Origin of the sequence: Marivita geojedonensis, assembly GCF_002115805.1 — a bacterium.
In the GTDB taxonomy this organism is placed as follows: domain Bacteria; phylum Pseudomonadota; class Alphaproteobacteria; order Rhodobacterales; family Rhodobacteraceae; genus Marivita; species Marivita geojedonensis.
In genome coordinates this window covers 15734-38543 of sequence record NZ_JFKC01000001.1, presented here as the reverse complement: position 1 = coordinate 38543, position 22810 = coordinate 15734, and the positions used below count along the sequence as shown (strand labels likewise).

At 60.9% G+C, this 22810-nt stretch carries 22 protein-coding genes and 1 pseudogene; 11 read left to right on the top strand and 12 right to left on the bottom strand.

Annotated features, from left to right (window positions below; genetic code table 11):
• From MGEO_RS00190 to MGEO_RS00180, 3 genes are all read left to right on the top strand, one after another.
• Entirely contained in the window at positions 1-186 is a 186-nt protein-coding gene (locus tag MGEO_RS00190; RefSeq protein WP_085634685.1) for a hypothetical protein, read from the top strand.
• 216 nt (positions 187-402) lie between these two features.
• Positions 403-1572: a type III PLP-dependent enzyme gene (locus MGEO_RS00185; protein WP_085634684.1), complete on the top strand. Its 1170-nt coding sequence runs from the start codon at positions 403-405 to the stop codon at positions 1570-1572.
• 122 nt (positions 1573-1694) lie between these two features.
• Positions 1695-2543, top strand: a complete 849-nt coding sequence (locus MGEO_RS00180) for an urea carboxylase-associated family protein (protein WP_085634683.1) — start codon at positions 1695-1697, stop codon at positions 2541-2543.
• On the opposite strand, the gene MGEO_RS00175 is transcribed toward MGEO_RS00180, so the two are convergent.
• From MGEO_RS00175 to MGEO_RS00155, 5 genes are all read right to left on the bottom strand, one after another.
• Positions 2540-3163, bottom strand: a complete 624-nt coding sequence (locus MGEO_RS00175) for a hypothetical protein (RefSeq protein ID WP_085634682.1) — start codon at positions 3161-3163, stop codon at positions 2540-2542. The two genes, MGEO_RS00180 and MGEO_RS00175, sit on opposite strands and share 4 nt — an antisense overlap.
• Before the next feature lie 82 nt (positions 3164-3245).
• A complete protein-coding gene (gene deoD / locus MGEO_RS00170) occupies positions 3246-3950 on the bottom strand; it encodes a purine-nucleoside phosphorylase (protein WP_085634681.1) in 705 nt (234 codons plus the stop codon).
• Position 3951: 1 nt separating this feature from the next.
• Positions 3952-4266: an H-NS histone family protein gene (locus tag MGEO_RS00165; protein ID WP_085634680.1), complete on the bottom strand. Its 315-nt coding sequence runs from the start codon at positions 4264-4266 to the stop codon at positions 3952-3954.
• Between the two features lie 125 nt (positions 4267-4391).
• On the bottom strand, positions 4392-4880 hold the full coding sequence (locus MGEO_RS00160) for a hypothetical protein (RefSeq protein ID WP_085634679.1): 489 nt from the start codon (positions 4878-4880) through the stop codon (positions 4392-4394).
• Positions 4881-4958: 78 nt separating this feature from the next.
• Positions 4959-6935: a protein meaA gene (locus MGEO_RS00155; protein ID WP_085634678.1), complete on the bottom strand. Its 1977-nt coding sequence runs from the start codon at positions 6933-6935 to the stop codon at positions 4959-4961.
• 259 nt (positions 6936-7194) lie between these two features.
• Here MGEO_RS00155 and MGEO_RS00150 point away from each other — a divergent pair, with 259 nt between their 5' ends.
• The 6 genes and pseudogenes from MGEO_RS00150 (at position 7195) to MGEO_RS00125 (ending at position 13399) form a co-directional block, all read left to right on the top strand.
• Positions 7195-8538, top strand: a complete 1344-nt coding sequence (locus MGEO_RS00150) for a 1-acyl-sn-glycerol-3-phosphate acyltransferase (protein WP_085634677.1) — start codon at positions 7195-7197, stop codon at positions 8536-8538.
• Between the two features lie 162 nt (positions 8539-8700).
• The gene (gene ccrA, locus MGEO_RS00145) at positions 8701-9987 is read left to right on the top strand and encodes a crotonyl-CoA carboxylase/reductase (RefSeq protein ID WP_085634676.1); all 1287 of its coding nucleotides are present in this window, start codon (positions 8701-8703) and stop codon (positions 9985-9987) included.
• A 211-nt stretch (positions 9988-10198) separates the two neighbouring features.
• A complete protein-coding gene (locus tag MGEO_RS00140; protein WP_085634675.1) occupies positions 10199-10414 on the top strand; it encodes a hypothetical protein in 216 nt (71 codons plus the stop codon).
• Positions 10392-11072, top strand: a pseudogene (locus MGEO_RS00135) (helix-turn-helix transcriptional regulator). Before MGEO_RS00140 ends, MGEO_RS00135 begins: the two are co-directional and overlap by 23 nt.
• A 117-nt stretch (positions 11073-11189) precedes the next feature.
• Complete coding sequence (locus tag MGEO_RS00130; protein ID WP_085634674.1) at positions 11190-11828, top strand: acyl-homoserine-lactone synthase; 639 nt, start codon at positions 11190-11192, stop codon at positions 11826-11828.
• A gap of 38 nt (positions 11829-11866) precedes the next feature.
• Positions 11867-13399, top strand: a complete 1533-nt coding sequence (locus MGEO_RS00125) for an ATP-dependent DNA helicase (protein ID WP_085634673.1) — start codon at positions 11867-11869, stop codon at positions 13397-13399.
• Here the strand turns inward: MGEO_RS00125 and MGEO_RS00120 are convergent.
• A complete protein-coding gene (locus MGEO_RS00120; protein WP_085634672.1) occupies positions 13396-14415 on the bottom strand; it encodes an NADP-dependent oxidoreductase in 1020 nt (339 codons plus the stop codon). The genes MGEO_RS00125 and MGEO_RS00120 overlap by 4 nt on opposite strands.
• 91 nt (positions 14416-14506) lie before the next feature.
• Here MGEO_RS00120 and MGEO_RS00115 point away from each other — a divergent pair, with 91 nt between their 5' ends.
• Positions 14507-16138 carry a long-chain-fatty-acid--CoA ligase gene (locus tag MGEO_RS00115; protein ID WP_085634671.1) on the top strand — a complete coding sequence of 544 codons (1632 nt, stop codon included), beginning with the start codon at positions 14507-14509 and terminating at the stop codon, positions 16136-16138.
• The gene (locus MGEO_RS00110; RefSeq protein WP_085634670.1) at positions 16128-16562 is read left to right on the top strand and encodes a MaoC family dehydratase; all 435 of its coding nucleotides are present in this window, start codon (positions 16128-16130) and stop codon (positions 16560-16562) included. Before MGEO_RS00115 ends, MGEO_RS00110 begins: the two co-directional genes overlap by 11 nt.
• Here the strand turns inward: MGEO_RS00110 and rpe are convergent.
• The 6 genes from rpe to mreC are packed head-to-tail and all read right to left on the bottom strand — an operon-like array spanning position 16559 to position 22729.
• Entirely contained in the window at positions 16559-17236 is a 678-nt protein-coding gene (gene rpe / locus MGEO_RS00105; protein ID WP_085634669.1) for a ribulose-phosphate 3-epimerase, read from the bottom strand. The genes MGEO_RS00110 and rpe overlap by 4 nt on opposite strands.
• 30 nt (positions 17237-17266) lie before the next feature.
• A complete protein-coding gene (locus tag MGEO_RS00100) occupies positions 17267-18202 on the bottom strand; it encodes a 2-hydroxyacid dehydrogenase (protein ID WP_085634668.1) in 936 nt (311 codons plus the stop codon).
• Positions 18203-18205: 3 nt separating this feature from the next.
• Positions 18206-19345: a rod shape-determining protein RodA gene (gene rodA / locus MGEO_RS00095; RefSeq protein WP_085634667.1), complete on the bottom strand. Its 1140-nt coding sequence runs from the start codon at positions 19343-19345 to the stop codon at positions 18206-18208.
• A complete protein-coding gene (mrdA, locus tag MGEO_RS00090; protein WP_085634666.1) occupies positions 19342-21285 on the bottom strand; it encodes a penicillin-binding protein 2 in 1944 nt (647 codons plus the stop codon). The genes rodA and mrdA overlap by 4 nt, the downstream gene beginning before the upstream one ends.
• Complete coding sequence (locus MGEO_RS00085) at positions 21282-21821, bottom strand: rod shape-determining protein MreD (RefSeq protein WP_085634665.1); 540 nt, start codon at positions 21819-21821, stop codon at positions 21282-21284. The genes mrdA and MGEO_RS00085 overlap by 4 nt, the downstream gene beginning before the upstream one ends.
• Entirely contained in the window at positions 21818-22729 is a 912-nt protein-coding gene (mreC, locus tag MGEO_RS00080) for a rod shape-determining protein MreC (protein WP_085634664.1), read from the bottom strand. The genes MGEO_RS00085 and mreC overlap by 4 nt, the downstream gene beginning before the upstream one ends.
• Positions 22730-22810: the final 81 nt, after the last annotated feature.

The following is a 22810-nucleotide window of genomic DNA, read 5'->3' as shown; positions in this document are numbered from 1 at the left end:
ATGCCCATCCTTCTGATCCTTCTTCTTGGCGTGCTGGCCTATCTCTACTGGCGGCGCAAAACGACGACGCTGACGCGGGAATGCCGCTGGCGGCGCACCGCGCCGGGGCAATGGCGCTGTGCGTTCTGCGGGGCAGAGACGGCGTCTGAGGACAGCCCTGTGCTGTGTTTGCGACGCGAGACATGAGCGCGAAAAATATTTTGAGTCAGCGAGATAATTTCTATTGCGCCGACTCAAAATCGACTCCATATGCGCGATTAGTGACGCCAACGCACGCGCCTCTGGCGAGGTGGGCAAGCAGGACCTGCACCCACGCGGTTACGTAGCGACGGTAACGTCTCTGAAAGAACTGAGCGGTCTGCGCCGAGCAATCGGAATGGCCGGGTCTATTGGAGATGACCAATGAACGCATACGTAACCGGGCTTTCTGCCCGCGAATCCGCATCTGTATCCCGTGCAGAGGCCTTCATCCTGAGCAACCGTTTTGAGCGCCCGACGCTTGTGATCGACACAGATGCTGTCGCACGTCAGTACGCAGCGCTGGCGCAGGGCCTGGGCCGCGCGCGCATCCACTATGCCGTCAAGGCAAACCCGGCTCCGGAAATCCTGCAGACCCTCGTGGCGATGGGCAGCAACTTCGACGCGGCATCCCGCGCCGAGATCGAGATGTGCCTGAATGCTGGCGCGGACGTGTCGCGGATTTCCTTTGGCAACACCATCAAACGTCCGTCGGACATCGCATGGGCGCATGAGATGGGGATCACCCATTTCGCAGCCGACTCCGAAGAAGAACTGCACAAGCTGGCGCAGAACGCACCGGGCGCAGAGGTCTATATCCGTCTGATCGTGGGCTCGCTGCATGCGGACTGGCCTCTGTCGCGGAAGTTCGGTTGCGCGCTGGACAAGACACCGTCGCTTTTCGCGCTGGCGATCGAACTGGGCCTCAAGCCGGTTGGTCTGTCCTTCCATGTCGGTTCGCAGACCCGCCGTGCCGAAATGTGGGGCGAGACACTGGATCAGGTTGCAGCCGTCTGGCGCGGCCTTAAGGCTGAAGGTTTCGAGCTGTCGCTGCTCAACATTGGTGGCGGGTTCCCGGCGTTCTACGGTCAGGAGCTGGATGCGCCGCAGAACTATGCGGCTTCGGTGATGCGCCAGATCCAGGACCGTTTTGGCGATATTCCGGCGATCATGGCAGAGCCCGGTCGCGGGCTGGTGGCTGAAGCGGGGGCGATTGCGGCTGAAGTGCTGCTCGTGTCCCGGAAGTCGGACAGCGATCTGCACCGCTGGGTGTATCTGGACATCGGCAAGTTCTCGGGCCTGGCAGAAACCATGGACGAGGCAATCCGCTACCAGTTCATTACGGACCGTGATCACGAGCCGACAGGCGCGTGCATTCTGGCTGGTCCGTCCTGCGACAGCGCCGATGTGCTTTACGAAAAGCAGCCTGTGCAGCTTCCGCTCGGACTGCAATCCGGGGACCGTATCGTGATCCGCAATTGCGGGGCCTACACCTCGACCTATGCATCGGTCGGGTTCAATGGCTTCCCGCCGCTGGACGTCATCGCGATCTGAGTCTCCTGCCCAGGCGCGCGATGGGAGGCGCGCGCCGGGTTTTGTAGGTCGGGCAGAATTGTCCGGCCTACGCTTGCGTTTTGTCACAGGCTGCCGTTGAGTTCCTGAAAACGGAGCCTGACATGACCAATGCCCCTGATGACGCAGATGAGCGCCGCGCTGTTGTGCCGGTGATCTGCTATCCAAACGACACGCTGCCCGTGCCCGATCTGTCGCTCTATGCGCAGGCGCTGGCCGGGGCAGACGTGGTGGACGTGTCGGTGGCTGCTCCGCGCGACGCCTGCACGTTTCGGGTTCCTGCGGGATCGTTCTTTCGCATCCTGAGCGTAGATGGTCCGCAGGTGGGGGACCTGAACCTGTGGAACGCCCATGACCTGTCCGAGCGGTTTTATTCCGGCAAGACCCGTGCCTTGCACGGCACACATGTGACCACGGGAGAGCGGTTGTGGTCCTCGTTCCCGACGCTGCGCCCGATGGCGACCATCGTGGAGGACTCATTGGGCTGGTACGGGATCGATTCCTATGGCGGATCGGTGCACGACGTGATCGGCACACGCTGCGATCCGTATACCGGCAACCTGCTGTCTGGCGTGCAGTACCACCACTGTTGTCATTCGAACCTCACGCGGGCGTTGGCGGATGCTACGGGGATGACTTTGGCCGAGGCCGAACCGCATGTGCATGACGTGCTGAATGTCTTCATGTGCACAGGCTTCACGCGGGATACGGGCCAGTATTTCATGAAGGCCAGCCCGGTGCGTCCGGGGGACCATCTGACCTTCTTTGCGGAGATCGATTTGCTGGGTGCGTTGTCGGCCTGTCCCGGCGGGGATTGTTCGGCGGAACATACCAGCGATGCTGCGGCCTGTTATCCCTTGCGGGTCGAGGTTCTGCAGCCCGCTCAGGGGGCTTTGGATGGGTGGTCGCCGCCCCCGGTCAACGGCTACGACCGCAGTCACGGACGGGGTTAGTCGGGACGCGTGGTCTTGTCGTAGGGGTGTGTGGCAAGGATCGTCCAGTACATCAGGTAGTGCAGGGCGATCGGGCCGAGTGTGATTGCAATGATCCAGTCGAATGCGGTGCCATGCCGGGAAGCCAGTTCGTTCAGAAGGATCAGGGCAAACAGACGGGCCACCTGCCAGTTTGCGGCGTTGCGCTGGCCTTCGTCCCAGTCGCGGGCGAACCAGCCGACTTTGTCGCCGTCGCCGAACATGAACACCACCACGACGAACATGCAGAGGTAAACGGCGATGCCGAGGCTCAGGGCGGCCTGTGCGACGGCAAGTGACGGAAGGGCCATGGCACCTGCATAGGCGGCCAGCCAGATCAGGATCAGCTTTCCGCCTGCGTTTCGGATGCCGATGCGTTCATAGCTCTGAAGAGAGGCCGGCATCTTGACCGCGACAACCGCCACGTGACCGAAGAGCGCGCACATGACCGGAAGGACAAGGCCGACTTCTTTGAGTGTCGCATGGTGATGCGATGTCAGAGTGAAGAGCGACAGGGTGATCACGCTGAACAGAAAGAGCATGCGCGGGATCGGCACGCGGCTGGTCAGCAGGACATATATATCGATCACCCAATTCGGCATGGCCCGGGTGTCGCAGAGGATTGTGGCGGTATTGCGAAAAGACCGGGAAATTCGTGGATCCCCCGGTTTTTCGATTTGGCCCTCAGGTGAAGGCGGCAGTCAGCGCAATCTCGACCATGTCTCCGAAACTGCGTTCGCGATCCTCGGCCGGAAGCGCCTCACCGGTCAGCAAATGGTCGGAAACGGTCAAAACCGCCAATGCGCGGACCGAGTGGCGGGCCGCGAGATTGTAGAGTTCTGCCGCTTCCATTTCGACGCCAAGGATGCCGTGGCGGGTCATCTGTTCGTTCAGATCGGGGCGCTCGTCATAGAACACGTCCGACGAATAGATGCCGCCGACATGGGTCTTCGTGCCCTTCATCTCGGCCGCGGCGACGGCGGCACGCAAGAGGCTCCAATCCGCACAGGGGGCGAAATTCAATTCCTTGAAAATGCCCCGCGACGGAGTGGACAACGTGCTTGCCGTCATCGCGAGGATGACATCGCGGATACCGACACTGGGCTGCATTCCGCCACAGGATCCGATGCGAATGAGTGTTTTCGCATCGTAATCCCGGATCAGTTCGTTGGCGTAAATGGACAGTGATGGCATCCCCATGCCGGAGCCTTGAATGGTCACACGGTGACCTTTCCATGTACCGGTAAAACCCAGCATGCCACGCACTTCATTTACGAGTTGCGCGTTTTCAAGGAAGGTTTCCGCCGCCCATTTCGCGCGATAGGGATCGCCCGGCATCAGGACCGTTTCAGCAATCTCTCCGGGTTTGGCTCCGATGTGGATTGTCATTTCAGATCTTCAGATCTTCCATTGTCTTGCCTGCGGCAAGCGCATCAATCACCCAATTGGGTTTGCGGCCTTTTCCGGTCCAGGTCTGGGACGCGTCAGCCGGGTTCTTGTATTTCGGCGCGCTCTTGGAGCCTTTTTTCTGCGGCGCTCCGCCAAGGAGTTCATCCAGCGAAAAACCGTACTCCTTCGCGGCGGATTCAGCAGCCTTCTTGGCTTCTGAAAGACGGCGTGCTTCGAGTGTTTTCAGCGCTTTTTCCGCGTCTTTGATCAGCTGTTTCAGCTCATCTTTCGACATATTGTTGAGATCAACGCTCATGTGTCCCTCCGAGACAATTTATAATTTATGGCAAGAGCGATAAGCGACTTTCGAGGGAAGTCAATTCGCGATTCAAAATTGCAATTTATGAGCGAAATTGGCGCAATTTGAAGTTGTTATTGACGCTATTGAGCGTCAATTTCCATCATGGATTGCATCATCGCTGCCATGAATCCGGACTCCTCCATGCGTTCCATCATCAGGTTGGTCAGCCCACATTCGGAGTTGACCTGAAGCGAGAACTCTTCTGAGATGCCTTCGGGCAGGAAATCGGTGTCCTCTTCCATCGTTTCCAGATCCATCTCCGCAATCTGGGGAATGAACGCCTCCATCCTGTCGAGCATGTCATCGACGACCGATGCGCTGGATGCGTTCGTGTATCTGTCCAGAAGACAGGCGCCAGCATCTCGGTACACATCGTTCCAGGTGCTGTCGGGGATCGCGTCACGCAGCGGCGCTGGATTGCCGCCTTCTTTTTCTACCATCCGGATCATGGCCTCGAACATACCGCTGGTCATTTGTTCGGAAATGGTCTCGAGCCGTTCAAGTTGGGTTTCGGCAAGTGCAGAGATCGGCAGGGTCACAAAAAGAACAATTGAAAGAACGTGTTTCATAACGGGTCTCTTGGAAATGCAAAACGGGTACGGTGGGACCGTACCCGCTTGTACCTGCATCCGAAAGATGGAGTTTGATTATTCCGCCGCGACAGCCTTGGGATCGGCCAGCGTGACGATATCCATCATGATCGCGTTCAGCTCGAAATCCTTGGGCGTGTAGACCTTGGCGACGCCCATGGCGCGCAGGCGTTTGGCGTCGTCGTCAGGGATGATGCCACCGACGATAACCGGGATGTGGCCAAGGCCCGCCTCGCGCATCTTGGTCATCATGTCCTCGACCAGCGGGATATGGCTGCCTGAGAGGATCGAGAGACCTACGACATGCACTTCGTTGTCGCGGGCGGCGGTGACGATCTGGTCCGGCGTGAGGCGGATGCCTTCGTAGTCGATGTCCATGCCGCAATCGCGGGCGCGGAAGGCGATCTGTTCGGCACCGTTGGAATGACCGTCGAGGCCCGGCTTGCCGACAAGGAACTTGAGGCGGCGGCCCAGACGGTCGCTGACGGCGTTGACCGCTTCGCGGATGTCGTCCAGCCCTTCGGTCTTGTTGGACACGGATTTCGACACGCCGGTGGGGCCACGGTATTCGCCGAAGACAGCGCGCATCTCGCCGGCCCATTCGCCGGTTGTGACACCGGCCTTGGCGCAGGCGATGGAGGCGGGCATGACGTTTGCGCCTTCCTTGGCTGCAGCGCGCAGATCGGCGAGGGCCTTTTGCAAGGCATCGCTGTCACGCTCGGCGCGCCACGTGTTCAGGCGATCGATCTGTTCCTGTTCCACGGCAGGATCGACAACCATGATGCCGCCGTCTTCGGTCTGAAGCGGCGAGGGTTCGCCTTCGACCCATTTGTTCACGCCGACGACGATGGTCTCGTTGCGCTCGATCTTGTTCAGGCGGTCTGCGTTGGAATCGACCAGACGGCCCTTCATGTATTCGATCGCGCCGATGGCGCCGCCCATGGAGTCGAGGTTGGCAAGCTCTGCCCGGGCGCCTTCCTTGAGTTTCTCGACCTTGGCGTCGACGGCTGGGTTTCCGTCGAACAGGTCGTCGAATTCCAGAAGGTCGGTTTCATAGGCCAGGATTTGCTGCATCCGCATCGACCATTGCTGGTCCCACGGACGGGGCAGGCCAAGTGCTTCGTTCCATGCGGGAAGCTGCACGGCGCGGGCGCGGGCTTTCTTGGAGAGCGTCACGGCCAGCATCTCGATCAGGATGCGGTAGACGTTGTTTTCCGGCTGCTGTTCAGTGAGACCCAGCGAGTTCACCTGTACGCCATAGCGGAAGCGGCGGTATTTTGCGTCAGTCACGCCGTAGCGCTGTTCGAGGATCTCGTCCCAGAGATCGACAAAGGCGCGCATCTTGCACATCTCGGTGACGAAGCGGATGCCTGCGTTCACGAAGAAGGAAATCCGGCCGCAGAGCGCGGGGAAATCCTCGGCTGGAACGCGGGGCTTCAGTTCGTCGAGAACGGCGATGGCGGTGGCCAGGGCGAAGGACAGTTCCTGTTCAGGTGTCGCGCCTGCCTCTTGCAGGTGGTAGGAACACACGTTCATCGGGTTCCATTTGGGGATGTGCGTGTAGCAGTATTCCGCCACGTCCCCGATCATCTTGAGCGACGGTTTCGGCGGGCAGATATAGGTGCCGCGCGAGAGGTATTCCTTGATCAGATCGTTCTGCACGGTGCCTTGCAGCTTGGACACATCCGCGCCCTGTTCCTCGGCCACTGCGACGTAGAGCGCGAGAAGCCAAGGGGCGGTCGCGTTGATCGTCATGGACGTGTTCATCTGTTCCAGCGGGATCTGGTCGAAGAGCGTGCGCATGTCACCGAGATGGCTGACAGGCACACCCACCTTGCCGACCTCACCGCGTGCGAGGACGTGATCGCTGTCATAGCCTGTCTGCGTGGGCAGGTCGAAGGCGACGGAAAGACCGGTTTGCCCCTTGGACAGGTTGGAGCGGTAGAGCGCGTTCGACGCCTTGGCGGTCGAGTGTCCCGCATAGGTGCGGATGAGCCAGGGGCGGTCACGGGTGGGTGTCTGTGCGTCGGTCATGTCGGCTCCGTCAGGCGGGATTCGGTTGTGTAATCTTGTTGCGTGATGCGATGCATACGCGAAACTTTATGTCGCTGTCAATTCGCCGCGCTGCGGCGAGAATAATGTTGCTGCGCGACAGCATATCCGATGCGCGCCACCGAGGAAAAGCAAGACCGTTGTCGCATGTCATGTGCAGGGACGCCCCATGCCGTGACGTGTCTCATGAGCAGTGTCCTTTGCTGTTTACCTGTGCGTTCATCGTTGCAAGAGTGACGCCATGACGACGCAGGTGACGCTACCGCTCTGGGCTTTTCTTCTGATCCTGCTTTTCGCAGCGGTGACTTTCGCCTCGCATTTCCTGTTCCCGTCGGTGCGCTGGTTCTTTCGTCGAAGGATGGAGCGCGCCGTTAAAAAACTGAACGAACGGCTGGAGAGGCCAATCCAGCCGTTCAAGCTCTTGCGGCGCCAGGACATGATTCAACGGTTGGTCTACGACCCGGAGATCACGCAGGCGATCGTGGATCATGCCAAAGAGGAGGGTGTGCGCGAGGATGTCGCCTTTGAACGGGCGCGGCGCTATGCACGCGAGATCGTCCCGTCCTTTTCTGCGTGGGCCTATTTCAGTTTCGCCATCCGCGCGGCGCGGTTTCTGAGCAATGCGCTGTATCGCGTGCGGATGGTTCATCAGGATGCGGGGCTGACCGAGGTCGATCCGGAGGCGACGGTGGTTTTCGTGATGAACCACCGGTCGAACATGGATTACGTGCTGGTGACGTATCTCGCGGCGGATCGGTCCGCGCTCTCCTACGCCGTGGGAGAATGGGCGCGGGTGTGGCCGCTGTCGCGGCTGATCCGGGCGATGGGCGCGTATTTCATCCGCCGCAGATCGCGCAATGACCTCTATCGCAAAGTGCTGGCCAAATACGTGCAACAGGCGACAGGGGCGGGGGTGACACAGGCGGTGTTCCCGGAAGGTGGGTTGAGCCTCGACGGCAGTCTGGCCGAAGCGAAGGTCGGGATCCTCAAATACATCCTCGAAGGGGCAGAGGCCGCAAATCGGGATGTTGTCTTTGTCCCTGTCGCACTGAACTACGATCGGGTTCTGGAGGATACGATCCTTCTGCGCGCGCAGGCCAAAGGCGAACGCAAGTTCCGCGCGCGGATCAGTGTCGTGTTCCGCGCCATTCTGCGTCAGCTTTGGTTGCGGGTGACCGGGCGGTTCCACAAGTTTGGGTATGCGGCGGTCAGTTTCGGGGAGCCTCTGGTTCTGAGCGAGGTGGCAAACGGGGCGGTTGATCCCGAGTCGCTGTCCCGCGCGATCATGGGGCGGATTTCATCGGCGGTTCCGGTTTTGCCTGTGCCTTTGATTGCAACGATCCTGCTGCGCGACGGACCCATGTCCCGCGGGGCCCTGGAGATCGCGTTTTCAGCAGCCTTGGAAGAGCTTGAAGACGCGCAACTGCATCTGCCGCGCAATAACCGGGATTATGCGGTCGAGGTTGGGCTGAGGAACCTGATCGAACGGAAGATTGTCGTCGAAGATGGTCCGCGACTGATCATCCCGGACCGAAAACGCACACTGGCCGAGTTCTATGCCAACTCGATCAAACACTTGATGTAAGGATATTCTGCGCGCGCGAAGGAATTTCTGCGTTCGCTCGGTCATAAAATTACAAAATACGCGCAAATCTTGTTGCATAATTTCAATCCGACCCCTATTTCAGGGTCAGACGCCGCGATTCTGCATTGCGGCACGCAGTAAAAATGACTTTAGGAGGCTCCGATGGCCCTGGATCAGCAGACCGGCATCGCGGCGTATGATGCGCCTGAGAAAGACTTGTACGAGATCGGCGAGATGCCCCCGCTCGGGTACGTGCCGAAGAAGATGTACGCCTGGGCCATCCGCCGTGAGCGCCATGGTGAGCCGGAAAAGTCGTTCGAAGTCGAAGTGGTCGATACCTGGGATATCGACAGCCATGAAGTGCTGGTTCTCGTTATGGCCGCTGGCGTGAACTACAACGGCGTTTGGGCGGGACTCGGTGTTCCGATCAGCCCGTTTGACGGTCACAAGCAGCCGTATCACATCGCAGGGTCTGACGCGTCCGGTATCGTCTGGAAAGTCGGCGACAAGGTGAAGCGCTGGAAAGTCGGTGATGAGGTGGTGATCCACTGCAACCAGGATGACGGCGACGACGAAGAATGTAACGGCGGCGACCCCATGTATTCTCCGACCCAGCGTATCTGGGGCTACGAGACCCATGACGGATCGTTCTCGCAGTTCACACGGGTTCAGGCGCAGCAGTTGATGCCGCGGCCCAAGCACCTTACCTGGGAAGAAAGCGCCTGTTACACGCTGACGCTGGCGACAGCGTACCGGATGCTCTTTGGTCATCACCCGCATGAGCTCAAGCCGGGTCAGAACGTGCTGGTCTGGGGCGCCTCGGGTGGTCTGGGATCCTACGCAATCCAGCTTGCCAATACAGCGGGCGCCAATGCGATTGGTGTGATCTCTGACGAGGACAAGCGTGATTTCGTGATGTCGATGGGCGCCAAGGGCGTCATCAACCGCAAGGATTTCAAGTGCTGGGGGCAGCTGCCCACGGTGAACACCCCCGAATACAAGGAGTGGTTCAACGAGGCGCGCAAGTTCGGCAAGGCGATCTGGGACATCACCGGCAAGGGCAACAACGTCGATATGGTGTTCGAACATCCGGGCGAGTCGACTTTCCCGGTCTCGACACTGGTGTGCAAGAAGGGCGGCATGGTCGTGATCTGCGCGGGCACCACCGGGTTCAACTGTACCTTCGACGTGCGTTACATGTGGATGCACCAGAAGCGCCTTCAGGGTTCGCACTTTGCCCATCTCAAGCAGGCGGCTTCGGCCAACCAGCTGATGGTGGAGCGTCGTCTGGATCCGTGCATGTCGGAAGTTTTCCCGTGGAACGAAATTCCGCAGGCCCACACCAAGATGCTGCGCAATGAGCATAAGCCGGGCAACATGGCGGTTCTGGTTCAGGCGCCGAAAACCGGGCTGCGGACCTTCGAGGACGCACTCGCTGCGAAATCGTAACCTTCTGCTTACATCTTGCTGCTAACACGAACCCGCAGGCCGATGAGGTTTGCGGGTTTTTCTGTGTCTAAGGATCATCTCAACCAAATCAGTGACGTAGAAATCAGCACCTCACTGGATCTGGGGAGTTGGAATAAGGGAATTTGTCAAATTCTCGACACATGTTATGGTTGTGTTAACGATCTGTTAACTATCTGGAGGTGACGCTGAAATGGGACATGACTGGATCATAGACGTGTTGACCGACCTCAAGACATTTGCAGCAGCAAATGATCTGGATGCGCTGGCGGCCAAGCTGGACGATACGCAGCTGTTCGCCCGGGCAGAGCTTGTGTCACACGGTGAAGGGATGAGCCGTGGGCTTCTTGGAGAAAGTGCCTCAGCTGGACGATGTGATCGCACGATTGGAGTGCGCAGAACATCTTGAGGAATTGCAGAATGTCATTGAATGGCTGTGCGACCATTATGCCGTCGATGACATGGTGTATCACTGGGTTTCCAGCAATGGCACGCAATATGGCTGTGGGACTTATGACCCGAAATGGGTCGCCCGATATCTTGAGAAAGGATATCTGCGCATCGATCCGGTGGTCCTTGGCTGTTACCAGCGGTTTCATCCCGTAGACTGGAAGCGCCTCGACTGGTCGAGCAAGGCGGCGCCGGCCTTTATGGCCGACGCGATGGAACACGGTATCGGCAATCAGGGCTATTCCATTCCGATCCGCGGTCCAAATGGCCAATTTGCCCTGTTTACCGTCAGCCACAGTTGCAGCGATGACGAGTGGCACAGCTTCACGGAACTGAACCGTCGCGATCTCATCCTTCTGGCGCATTATTTCAACCAGACGGCGTTGAAGCTGGAGCCCGGTCGCGCACCGGAGCCGACGCAACCACTGTCCCCGCGCGAGGTCGAAACGATGACGCTTCTCGCGGTGGGGTACAGCCGCGCGCAGGTGGCCGAGACCCTGTCGATTTCCGAGCATACATTGCGGGTCTAGATCGAAAGCGCTCGGTTCAAACTGGGAGCCTTGAACACCACCCATGCGGTCGCACGGGCCATGTCGCGGGGACAGATCGTGGTCTGACCGGCGGTGTTGCTGACGGATCGGCAAGTCAGTCCGCGCAACGGTCACCGTTCGGCGCGGCAAGAAACTGTTCACCTTTGATCCGCAGCCTGTCGTTCGACATCGGAGGACAGGCCCATGATTCGCTATCTTTATGCTGACCAACTCTCTCAGTTTCCGCGCCTGGGGCGCACCATGTTCGAAGATCGCGCGGATCAGTTCAGAACGCGCCTTGGTTGGGATGTTACGGTCAATGACGCCGGCCAGGAGCGCGATGAGTATGACGACCTCAACCCGCTTTACGTGATCTGGGAAAAGGCGGACGGCTCGCATGGCGGGTCGATGCGGTTTCTTCCGACGACCGGGCGCACGATGGTCAATGAGCATTTCCTGGACCTGACGCATGGCGTTCCGTTCCAAAGCCCGTTGATCTGGGAATGTACCCGGTTTTGCCTGTCCCGGAACACCGAGCCGGGAACTGCGGCTGCGCTGATGCTCGCCGGGGGTGAGATCATGCAAGGCTTTGGCGTACGACATTTTGTCGGTGTCTTCGATGCGCGCATGGTTCGGATCTACAATCGGATCGGAGCCGCGCCCGAGGTATTGGGGACTCAGGGCGAGGGCCGGCAGTCCGTCGGCGTCGGTCTTTGGGAATTCTCTGAAGCCGCGCAGAAGCAGGTGTCCCGGGTTGCGGGGGTGCCGCTCGATGCCTCGCGCGCCTGGTTTGACGCAGCCTTTGGTGACGTGGTGCCGCAACCCTGCATGACAGCCGCCTGACGCTGGTGCCTGCTGCGCGGGCGCTATAGGGTCCGCGCATGACCTTGCCCGCGTTGACATATTCCGAAGATCAGGCCGCCGCCCATGATGCTGTGGCCGACATGCTGCGCGAGGCGGGCATCGACCTTGACGATGGTCTTCTGCTGCCGCCGCGGGATGGCAAGACCAAGATCATGGCGATCACCGGCAAGGCCGGATCGGGCAAGACCCTGCTTCTGGCCGAGCTGTGCAAATCCCTGCAGGCGGCGGGGGTCGAGGTTGTTTCTGGCGACTATGAAGGACGTCGTCGTAAGGACCGCCGGACGCTGGCGGTTTTGGCGCCGACGAACAAGGCGGCGTTTGTTTTGCGGATGCGGGGTGTGCCTGCAACCACCATTCACCGCATTCTCTATACGCCGGTGTACGACCCCGAATACGAGCGCATCGCCGAATGGCTGATGGGCAATGGTGACAAGCCCGAGATCGAAGGGCTGACCGAGGAAGCACTCGCGCGTGCGCAGATGTCGTACGAGGCGCACAAGTCGATCCCGGCGGCATTGGCGGCGGCGGGCTTGCGCGGGTCGGATTTCATCACCGGCTGGAAACGGCGCGAAGACCCGTTGGATATCGGCTTCGTCGACGAAGCGTCGATGCTGGATGAACGGCAGGTCGAGGACCTGCGCGAGATTTTCCCGAACCTGCTTCTGTTCGGCGATCCGGCGCAGCTGGCCCCGGTGAACCAGTCGGGCAAGATGGTGTTTGACACGCTGGCACCAAGCCAGGTGCTGAACCTGAACCGCATTCACCGGCAGGACGCGGACAACCCCATTCTGGATCTGGCGCATGCGCTTGCCGACCCGAACCTGAGTTTCGACGGGTTCGAACGCATGGTCGAAGACATCGCGCGGACGGATGACCGCGTGGTGCTTGGACAGCGTGTCGAGGTTGATCTGATGGCGCGCTCACCGGTTCTGGTCTGGCGCAACGCCACGCGCATCCGGCTGATCAACGCATTCCGGTCGGTCTACGGGGCACCGGAGGATTCGCTGCTGGAAGGCGAACCGCTGATCTGTGACGGGATCGAGCTGCCGCTCAAGCATCGCAAAAAACGGCTGGACCTTGAGGCGCGGGGGCTGATCAAGGGTGCGCAGGTGATTTACCTTGGGCCAGGGCGGAAACCGGGATTTTCGCGGTTGCATGTGATCGGGGCGGAAGACCCGCAAGTGTCGGCGGCCTCGATTGTGAAGATCGAAAAGCCGAACGAGGAAGAGCCGTTCATCCCTTTTGCCGCCCGTATGGGGGCGACGTTCCTGCATGGGGCTGCAGTGACGATCCACAAGGCACAGGGGTCGCAATGGGACGAGGTGCAGGTCTTTGCGCCTGACCTCTACGCCGCTGCCCGCATGGGGCGCAGCGAGGCGGGACAGCCGCTGTGGAAGCGCCTTGCTTATGTGGCCATCACGCGGGCGCAGACGCGGCTTCATTGGGTGGTGCGCGCCCGGCTGTCAAAGCCGAGCGGACCGTTGCAGGTGGATGATCTGAAGGCCGCCCCTGCGGCCCCCTTGGCGCTGGAAGTCGAAGCCGAGTTCTAGAGCTTGACGATCTGCTTGCCGGTGTTGCCGCCCTTGAGCATGGCGATGAAGGCGTCTGGGGCGTTTTCCAGTCCTTCGGCCACATCTTCGAGATAGGCAATCTCGCCCGCCGCGACCTTGGGGCCGACCTCCTTTAGGAAGGCCGGGTACTGATCCCAGTGGTCGAAGATGATGAAGCCCGACACCTGAAGGCGTTTGACGAGGATGCTGCGCCACATGGCCGGAAGCTGGTTCTCGGGTGCGATGTTCGACCCGCCGTACCATGCGATCATGCCGCAGACCGGGATTCGCCCGTGCACGTTCATCAACGGCATTACCGCCTCAAGCACCTGACCGGCGACGTTTTCCCAGTAGATGTCCACGCCATCGGGCGCGACCTCGGCAATCGCGTTGCGCAGGGAGGCGGCGTCGTCATGCGCGCGGTGGTCGATGGCGGCGTCGAAACCGAACGTCTCAGTCGCCAGGCGGCATTTTTCGGCACCACCGGCGATGGCGATGGTGCGCAGGCCCATCTGTTTTGCGAGTTGTCCGACCATCGAGCCAACAGGGCCGGTCGCGGCACCGACAACAAGCGTTTCCCCGGCTTTGGGTTTGCCGAATTCGTTCAGACCGACCCAGCCGGTGAGGCCCGGCATTCCGAGAACACCAAGCGCGGTTGAGGGCGGCAGAGTCGGATCAAGCTTACGCACCTCGCTACCGGGCAAACAGGCGTGGCTGGCCCATCCGGTCATGCCAGTCACCATGTCGCCCTCCGCAAAACCGTCTGCGGTGCTGGCAAGTACGCGACCGACGCCCTGGCCGGTCATGGTGCCGCCCAGACCGACCGAGGGCGCATAGCTTTTCACGTCATCCATGCGACCGCGCATGTAGGGGTCGAGCGACAGATGCGTGACCTCGATCAGCACCTCGTCTTCTGCCGGAGCCGGCAGCGGACCGGTTTCCAATTTGAAATCCTCGGGCACAGGCGCGCCTTTGGGACGGCGTGCCAGCGTGATGCGGGACATCGTGTCGGACATGGATTTGCTTCCTCACGGTTAGGGGTTGCGCGAATTCCGTCGGATCATCAGTGTATCTGGAACGACAGGGCAGAAGGCAAGGGAGGGCTTGATGCACGGAATGATGATGAACCGACCTTTGTCGGTGATCGAGCTGCTGCGGTACGCAGCGGAAATTCACAGCGCCGGTGAGATCGTGTCGGTCCGGACCGAGGGTGACCTGCACCGCCAGACCTACGCGGAGACCTTCAAACGCACGGCGCAATTGGCGCATGGGCTTGCCGCGTTGGGGGTTCAGCAGGGCAACCGTGTGGCGACACTGGCGTGGAACGGGTATCGCCATTTCGAGCTGTATTACGCGATTTCCGGCATGGGGGCCGTCTGCCATACGATCAACCCGCGCCTGTCGGCGGAACAGATGCTTTACATCATCGGCCACGCCGAGGATCGGGTGCTGTTCGTCGACCTGACCTTTGTGCCTATACTTGAGGCGTTGAAGGATCACCTGCCTGCCGGGTTGAAGCTCGTCGTGATGACCGACGCGGCGCACATGCCGACCTCGGCGCTTGAATTGCATTGCTACGAAGACCTGATCGCGCCGCATCCGACGGAGTATGACTGGCCGGACCTGCCCGAAGAGACCGCGGCGGGGCTGTGCTACACCTCGGGCACGACGGGCAACCCCAAGGGGTCGCTCTATTCCCATCGGTCGACCGTTCTGCATGCGCTGTTCATCGCGGTGACACTCCCGCGCTCGCTGCACGAAGGCGCGCGTCTGTTGCCGGTGGTGCCGATGTTCCACGTCAATTCCTGGGGTATGCCCTATGCGGCGCCCATCGTTGGCGCGTCGCTGATCATGCCCGGGGGCAAGCTGGATGGGCCCTCGCTCTATGATCTGATGGAAAGCGAGAAAGTGACGGCAAGCTGGGGTGTGCCCACCGTCTGGCTGGGCCTGCGGGCCGAGATAGACGCACGGGGCAAGCCGCCTTCGGCGCTGGATCAGGTGGTGATCGGAGGCTCCGCCGCGCCGCGCAGCATGATCGAGTTTTTCGAGAAGATGGATATCGACGTTTGCCATGCGTGGGGCATGACCGAGATGAGCCCTGTGGGCACGACAGGCCAATTGCCGAACACGGCGGACGATGCACCGTTTGAGGACCGAATGGCGCTCAAGTCGTTGCAGGGGCGTCGGATCTTCGGGGTTGATCTCAAGATCGTGGGCGACGATGGCCAGCGCCTGCCGCATGACGGTAAGGCGGTTGGAGAGCTGTATGTGCGCGGCAATGCGGTGATCTCGGGTTATTTCAAGAACGAAGAGGCGACCGCGGCGGCGATCGATGCAGAAGGCTGGTTTGGCACCGGCGATGTGGCGAGCATTTCACCTGACGGATATCTGAGCATTCAGGACAGGTCCAAAGACCTGATCAAGTCGGGGGGTGAATGGATCAGTTCGATTGATCTGGAAAATGTCGCCATGGCGCATCCCGAGGTGGCGAACTGCGCGGTGATCGCGATTGCGCATCCGAAATGGGACGAGCGGCCCGTGCTGGTGGTTGTGCCTAAGGACGGCTGCGAGCCGACGCTTTCGGACATCCATGCGCTGATGGAGCCGCATTTCGCCAAGTGGCAGTTGCCCGACGACCTGGTGTTTGTAGATGCGCTGCCGCTGACGGCGACGGGCAAGGTGTCCAAGCTGACCCTGCGCCAGCAGTTTGCCGACTACGTGCTGCCTGATGTCCGCTGACATTCTGCGTGACATGCCGCCCAGCCTTTCGCGGTGGTACGAGATTGGTCAGGATCGCATCAACGCATTCGCCGATGTGACCGAGGACTGGCAGTTCATCCATCTGGATGAAGAGCGGATGGCCTCGCAGGGAGGAACCATGGCGCATGGGTTCCTGACCCTGTCGATGCTTTCGGCCATGTCCTACGATGTGCAACCCGAAATCCCCGGCATGGTGCAGGGCTTGAACTATGGCTTCGACCGCATCCGCTTTGTCAGCCCGGTGCGGGCCGGGCAGCGAATAAGGGGCCGTTTCAGCGTTGCCGATGTAGTGGAAAAGCCGGGGCGCTACGACGTGACGTGGGATGTCACGGTCGAGATCGACGGTGCAGACCGCCCCGCCCTTGTCGCCAAGTGGATCAACGTGTTTGAGGTCGAGGCTTAGACCGACGCCCGGATGGCGCGGATGTTTTCGCCGTAGGGGGCGGGGTTTTCGACCGAGCCGCCTTTGAAAACGGCAGAGCCTGCGACCAGCACGTCTGCGCCTGCGGCGACGACAAGCGGTGCGGTGGTGGGATCAACGCCGCCGTCGATCTCGATATGCACTTCGCGGTCGCCGATCATCTCGCGCAGTTCGGTGACTTTCTGCACGCAGGAGTGGATGAACTTCTGGCCACCGAAGCCGGGGTTCACGGTCATCACGCAGATCAGGTCAACGAGGTCGAGCAGGGGGGCTGCCGCCTCGGCCGGGGTGCCGGGGTTGAGGGCGAGGCCCGCCTTGGCACCGGTGGCGCGGATGGCCTGAAGCGTCCGGTGAATGTGCGGACCGGCCTCAACATGGGCCGTGATTACGTCGGCACCGGCATCGGCGAATGCCTGGATGTACGGATCCACGGGTGCGATCATCAGGTGCACGTCCATCACCGTCTTGATGTGCGGGCGGATCGCGGCGCAGGTGGCCGGGCCGAAGGTGATGTTGGGCACGAAATGGCCGTCCATGACATCCACGTGGATCCAATCGGCGCCCTGTGCTTCGACCGCCTCGATCTCGGCGCCGAAATTGGCGAAGTCGGCAGAGAGGATGGATGGGGCGATTTTTACCGAACGGTCAAATTTCATGGCGGCAGCTCCTGATAGGTTGCGGAGGGCTTAGTACCCGGCGTCCCGGTCCACAAGGTGCAAGAACGGCTCACCCGCTTCACCACGGCGGATATTCTCGGCAATCGCACGCGAGGCGCTTGGCGCACGGGTCTCGGACGCGATATGCGGCGTGACGGTGACGCGGGGATGGGCCCAGAACGGATGATCCTGCGGCAGCGGTTCGACGCGGAACACGTCAAGCGTGGCGTGCGCGATGTGACCGCTGTCGAGCGCGGCCAGCAGCGCGTCGTCGTCGATCAGCGGGCCGCGACCGGGGTTGATGATGAATGCGCCTTTGGGAAGCATCGCCAGCGTTTCGGCGTTGAGTGTGTTTTCGGTCGCCGGGGTGCTTGGCAGCAGCAGGATCAGGATCTGCGATTGGCGCAGGACCGCGTGCAAGCCGTCGGTGCCGGTGTGACAGGTGATGCCGTCGATCTGTTTCTGGCTGCGCGCCCAGCCGCTGACCGGGAAACCGAGGCGCGCGATGGTCTGACCGCAGGCGCTTCCAAGCTCGCCCAGACCCAAGATGCCGACCGGACGATCGGATGCCACGGGGGGCGCATCGGGCAGCCATTTGTGATCGGGGTTCACGATATGCGCGTCCATGCCAAGGTGATGCCGCAGCGTGTGGCCCGTGACCCATTCGACCATGCCCTGAGTCAGTCCCTGATCATCGACCATACGTGCGTAGGGTACCTTGAGCGTTGGGTTGCCAACCGCGTCTTCAACCCCGGCCCAGAGGTTCAGAACGGCCTTGAGCCTTGTGTAGGGCGTGAAGTCCTGTACGGGCGAGTTTGGCGCGTAAACGATGTAGTCGACCTCTGCCGGTGGCAGGTCGGTCGCCAGCGTGTAGGCCACACCGATCTCGTCCAGCGCGGTGCGCAAAGGGGCTTCGTATTGCGCCCAGCGTTTCTCGTGGGCGGCGAAGAGGACGTTGATCGGCATGGCTTACCTCGGTCGGTGGATATGGGCGCTCTGTACCAAGCCGAACGCGATCATCAAGACCAACATGGCCGACCCACCATAGCTGACCAGCGGCAGCGGAACTCCGACGACAGGCGCGAGGCCCATGACCATCGACATGTTCACAGCGAAGAACAGGAAGAAGGTGACACCGATCCCGAGGATCAGGAGCGAGGAATAGCGGTCCCGGTTCTGAAGCGCGGACACGATGCAGAAGACAAGGATCAGCACGTAGAGGAGCAGGAGCGAAATGCCCCCTATAAAGCCGAATTCCTCGGCCAGAGTGTTGAAGATGAAGTCGGTGTGTTTTTCCGGAAGGAAGTTCAGTCGTGACTGCGTGCCCTGCATGAAGCCTCGTCCGGTCCAACCACCGGACCCCATGGCGATTTTGGCCTGGGTGATGTGGTAGCCTGCGCCGAGCGGGTCAGAGGAGGGATCGAGGAAGGTGTCGATGCGGCGGAACTGGTAGTCCTTGAGCAGTTGCCATTCGGTGCCGCGGCTCATGAAGACAGCATATATGCCGCCGATCCCTGCGGCGATGACGGTGGCGAAATAGGCCCAGTGGACACCGGCGAGGAACATCATCAGACCACCCCCCGCGACCAGCAGGAGGGCGGTGCCAAGGTCCGGTTGGGTCAGGACAAGGAAGGTCGGCAGCAGGATGATGAAGACCGGCACAAGCACCCAGAACGGGTGTGAGGTCTTCTTGATCGGGAGCCAGTCGTAATAGGCGGCCAGCACCATGACCATGGCGATCTTCATCAGCTCTGACGGTTGCAGACGCATGAAGCCGAGATTGATCCAGCGCTGTGCCCCCATGCCCACGGAGCCGAAAAATTCGACGGCGATCAGCAGTGCGAGGGCGACGAGATAAGCCATCACGGACATGTTGCGCCAGAACCAGATCGGGACCATCGCGACAATGAACATGAGCGTGAGACCAAGCGCGTAGCGCTTCATCTGAGGTTCGGCCCAGGGCGTCATCGCGCCACCCGCGACGGAGTAAAGCATCAGGAAGCCGACCCCGGCGATCGCGGACAGCAGGATCACCAGCGGCCAGTTGATGAACAGCATCTTTCGCCAGCCCGCAGGGACCGTCTTAACGGTATATTCAAGATAACTCATGCGCGGCTCCGGCCGTCCGGATCGTTCTCGCGCAGAACCTGTTGCAGGCGTTCCTGCTGACTGCGGATGCGGTCGCGGTCTTTGGACGGGTAGGCGTCAAGCGGTGGGTCTTCTCCGTAGAGAGCCTGGAGCGTCACGTCCCGCGCGATCGGGGCTGCAGCGGCAGAGCCTCCGCCCCCGTGTTCAACAACCACGGACACGGCGATCTTCGGCGCATCGAAGGGCGCGAAATTCACGAAGAGGGCGTGGTCACGCCGGTTCCACGGCAGGTCCTCGTTGCGGGTCACGCCGCGGGCGCGTTCCGCTGCGGTGATGTTGCGAACCTGACTTGTGCCGGTTTTGCCTGCCATGCGGTAGGCATCATCAATGATCCGCGACCCATAGGCGGTTCCGCGGCGGTTGTTGCTGACCGAATACATGGCGCGACGGATTTGACGAAGATGGTTTTCGTTGAACCCGAGAGCGCCACCGCCGAGCGTGGTTGGCTCAACCCCATCCACGGTGCGCACAAGACGCGGCACCACATCGTTGCCGGTCGCCAGCCGCGCTGTCATCACAGCAAGTTGCAGTGGTGAACTGAGCACAAACCCCTGACCGATGGAGGCGTTGACCGTGTCACCGATCACCCATTCCGAGCCGCGTTCGCGAAGCTTCCAATCCTTGTTGGGCATCAGCCCTTCGGTCACCGCCGACATTCCGATGCCAAATGCCTGGCCGAGTCCGAGCCTGCGGGCGGTTTCGGCGATCCGTTCGATGCCAACCTTCAGCGCGAGGTCATAATAATAGACGTCACAGCTTTCGCGCAGCGACTGTTCGAGGTTCATGTGCCCGTGACCGGCGCGTTTCCAACAGTGGAAGCGACGCCCGCCCACCTCCATGTGGCCGGGGCACCAGACAGTTTCATCGGGGGCGACCAGGCCCGCATCCATCGCGGCAAGCGCTGTCACCATCTTGAAGGTCGAGCCCGGCGGGTAGGCATCCTGCACGGTCTTTGATGCCAGCGGTCGATGATCGTTGTCGCGCAGTTCGGCGTAATCGTTGATCGAGATACCACGCACAAACTTGTTCGGGTCGTAAGACGGAGACGAGGCAATGCCGAGAAGGTCGCCATTGCTGACATCCATCACCACAACTGACGCGCTTTCCTCGCCGAGCCGGGCCTGTATGTAGCTCTGCAGTTTGGCGTCGACGGTCAGTTGAAGATCCGCACCGGGTGTACCTTCGCGGCGGTCCAGTTCGCGCATCACGCGACCTACGGCATTCACCTCGACCCGCTTAGCCCCCGCACGTCCGCGCAGCACCTCTTCATGTCGGGCTTCGATCCCGACCTTGCCGATCTGAAAGCGCGGGATGCGCAGAACCGGGTCGGGCGTTTCGTAGCGGGCCAGATCGCGTTCGCTGACCGGACCGACATAGCCGACCACATGCGCAAAATCGCCCCGGCGCGGATATATCCGTGACAGACCGACCTCGGGGGTGACACCGGGCAGGGCAGGCGCGTTTACGGCGACCCGACTGATATCGTCCCATGTGACACGTTCGGCCACGGTGACCGGCAGGAATGGCGCGCTGCGCTGCATTTCCGTCAAAGCACGGTTGAGTTCGTCTTCGTCGAGTTCGACCAGAGAGGACAGCCGGGCGATGACGTCATCCACATCTCCCGCATCCTCTTTGACCATGGTGATCCGGTAGGAGGGTTCGTTTGCGGCGAGGATTACTCCGTTGCGGTCGAAGATCTGCCCGCGGGTGGGCGGTATCAGGCGGATGTTGATGCGGTTTTCTTCGGCAAGCAGACGGAATTCGTCGGCCTGATCGACCTGAAGATGCTGCATCCGGAGTCCGAGCGCTCCGGCAAAGGCAAGCTGCACGCCGCCGAGGATCACCCCCCGGCGCGAAATCTTGCGGAAACTCTCCGCAGTATCCTTTGGCGCTCGTCTCATTGCGTTCGGCCCAATCGATCGACATCCCCCGGAGCGGCCCGACGCACCCCGAACAGGAAGTAGGACACGCCAACGACCAGCGGATAGACCGCGATGGTCATGAGAACCTGCACAAGGCTCAGCGTCAGCGTACCCGGTGCAAGAATAAGGATCATCATCACCGCGCGATAGAGGATCGTGATCACGATCAGGGTACCGGCGAAGGTCAGCCATTCAAGCACAAATGTAGTCTCGCGCTGGCGCCGTTCGCGGGATTTGAGCCATTCGGCAGCGCAGACCACAAGCACCGACCAGAGGCCCGGAGGACGCTGGAGCATCATGTCTGCCAGCAGCAGCGTTGCGGCGACCAGAAGGATCGGGACGTAATCCGGACGGCGGACAGCCCAGGCAAACACCATCGCGACCAGCACGTCCGGACCGGCCCATCGGCTGGGCGCCGGATCAAGCGGCAAGAGGTGAAAAAACAGAATCAGGAGGGCCAGCAGCACGAACAGGGCGCGCATTCCCCAGAGTTGCAGCAGGCCGGAATCCATCATTGGTCCGTCTCGGCAGAAGATGCTGCGGTATCGGCCGCGCCGGGCGGGGTTTCGGGCAGGATCAGTGCAGACGGGTTTGATACGCGGCGCGCGCCGTGATCGCGGAGCACCCTCAGGAATTCGAGCCTTTCGTAATCAGCAGCCAGACGTGTGCGCAAGCGACCGCCCGGATCCTGCGCCACCTGACCGATCAGAAGGCCGGGGGGAAACACATCACCGTCGCCAGAGGTCACAATCCTGTCCCCGGGTCGCACCTGATCGGGATTTTCCAGAAAGTCGATCGGCGGTGCGGAGGTATTGTCTCCGACGATCAGCGCGCGCTGACCGGAGGGTTGGATCGTGGCGGGAATCCGGCTGGTCGCGTCGGTGAGCAGGATCACCCGGCTGGTGTTTGCCCCGACACCGGAGATGCGACCGACGAGGCCGGTGCCGTCCATTGTTGCCCAACCGTCAACAATCCCGTCGCGAGAACCCACATTGATCAGAACCGACTGGCGGAAGGGTGATCCGGAATCCGCAAGAACAACGCCTGTGATGTAGGTCAGGCGGGGATCGAGCCGGACATTGTTCAGGTCGCGCAGTTTTGCGTTTTCCTGTTCGAGTTGAAGCGCCGCTTCCTTCCAGGCGGTCATCTGGCGCAATTCGCGGCGGAGTTCCTGATTCTGTTCGTAGATGCGTTGGTAGCTCCGAAAGTCGCGGGCAATGTTCACTGTGGCCGTCACGGGTGCCATCGCCCAGTCGAAGCTGGGCATCACCGTGTCAATCACTGCCGCGCGAAAGCGTTCAACGCGTGGGCTGTCGATCCGCCAGATGAAGAAGAGACCCAGAAGGCACAGGATGACCACCGCCAGCAGCAAGCGCCGCAGAGGCGTTGTGTAGTCTTCGCTGTTGGTGCCGTTCTTTGCCAAATATCCCCCTTTCAAGCGCACCCCGAAAGTTGGGATTCGAATTTCGGATCAGGCTGCGCGCACTCTTAACACATACTCTGG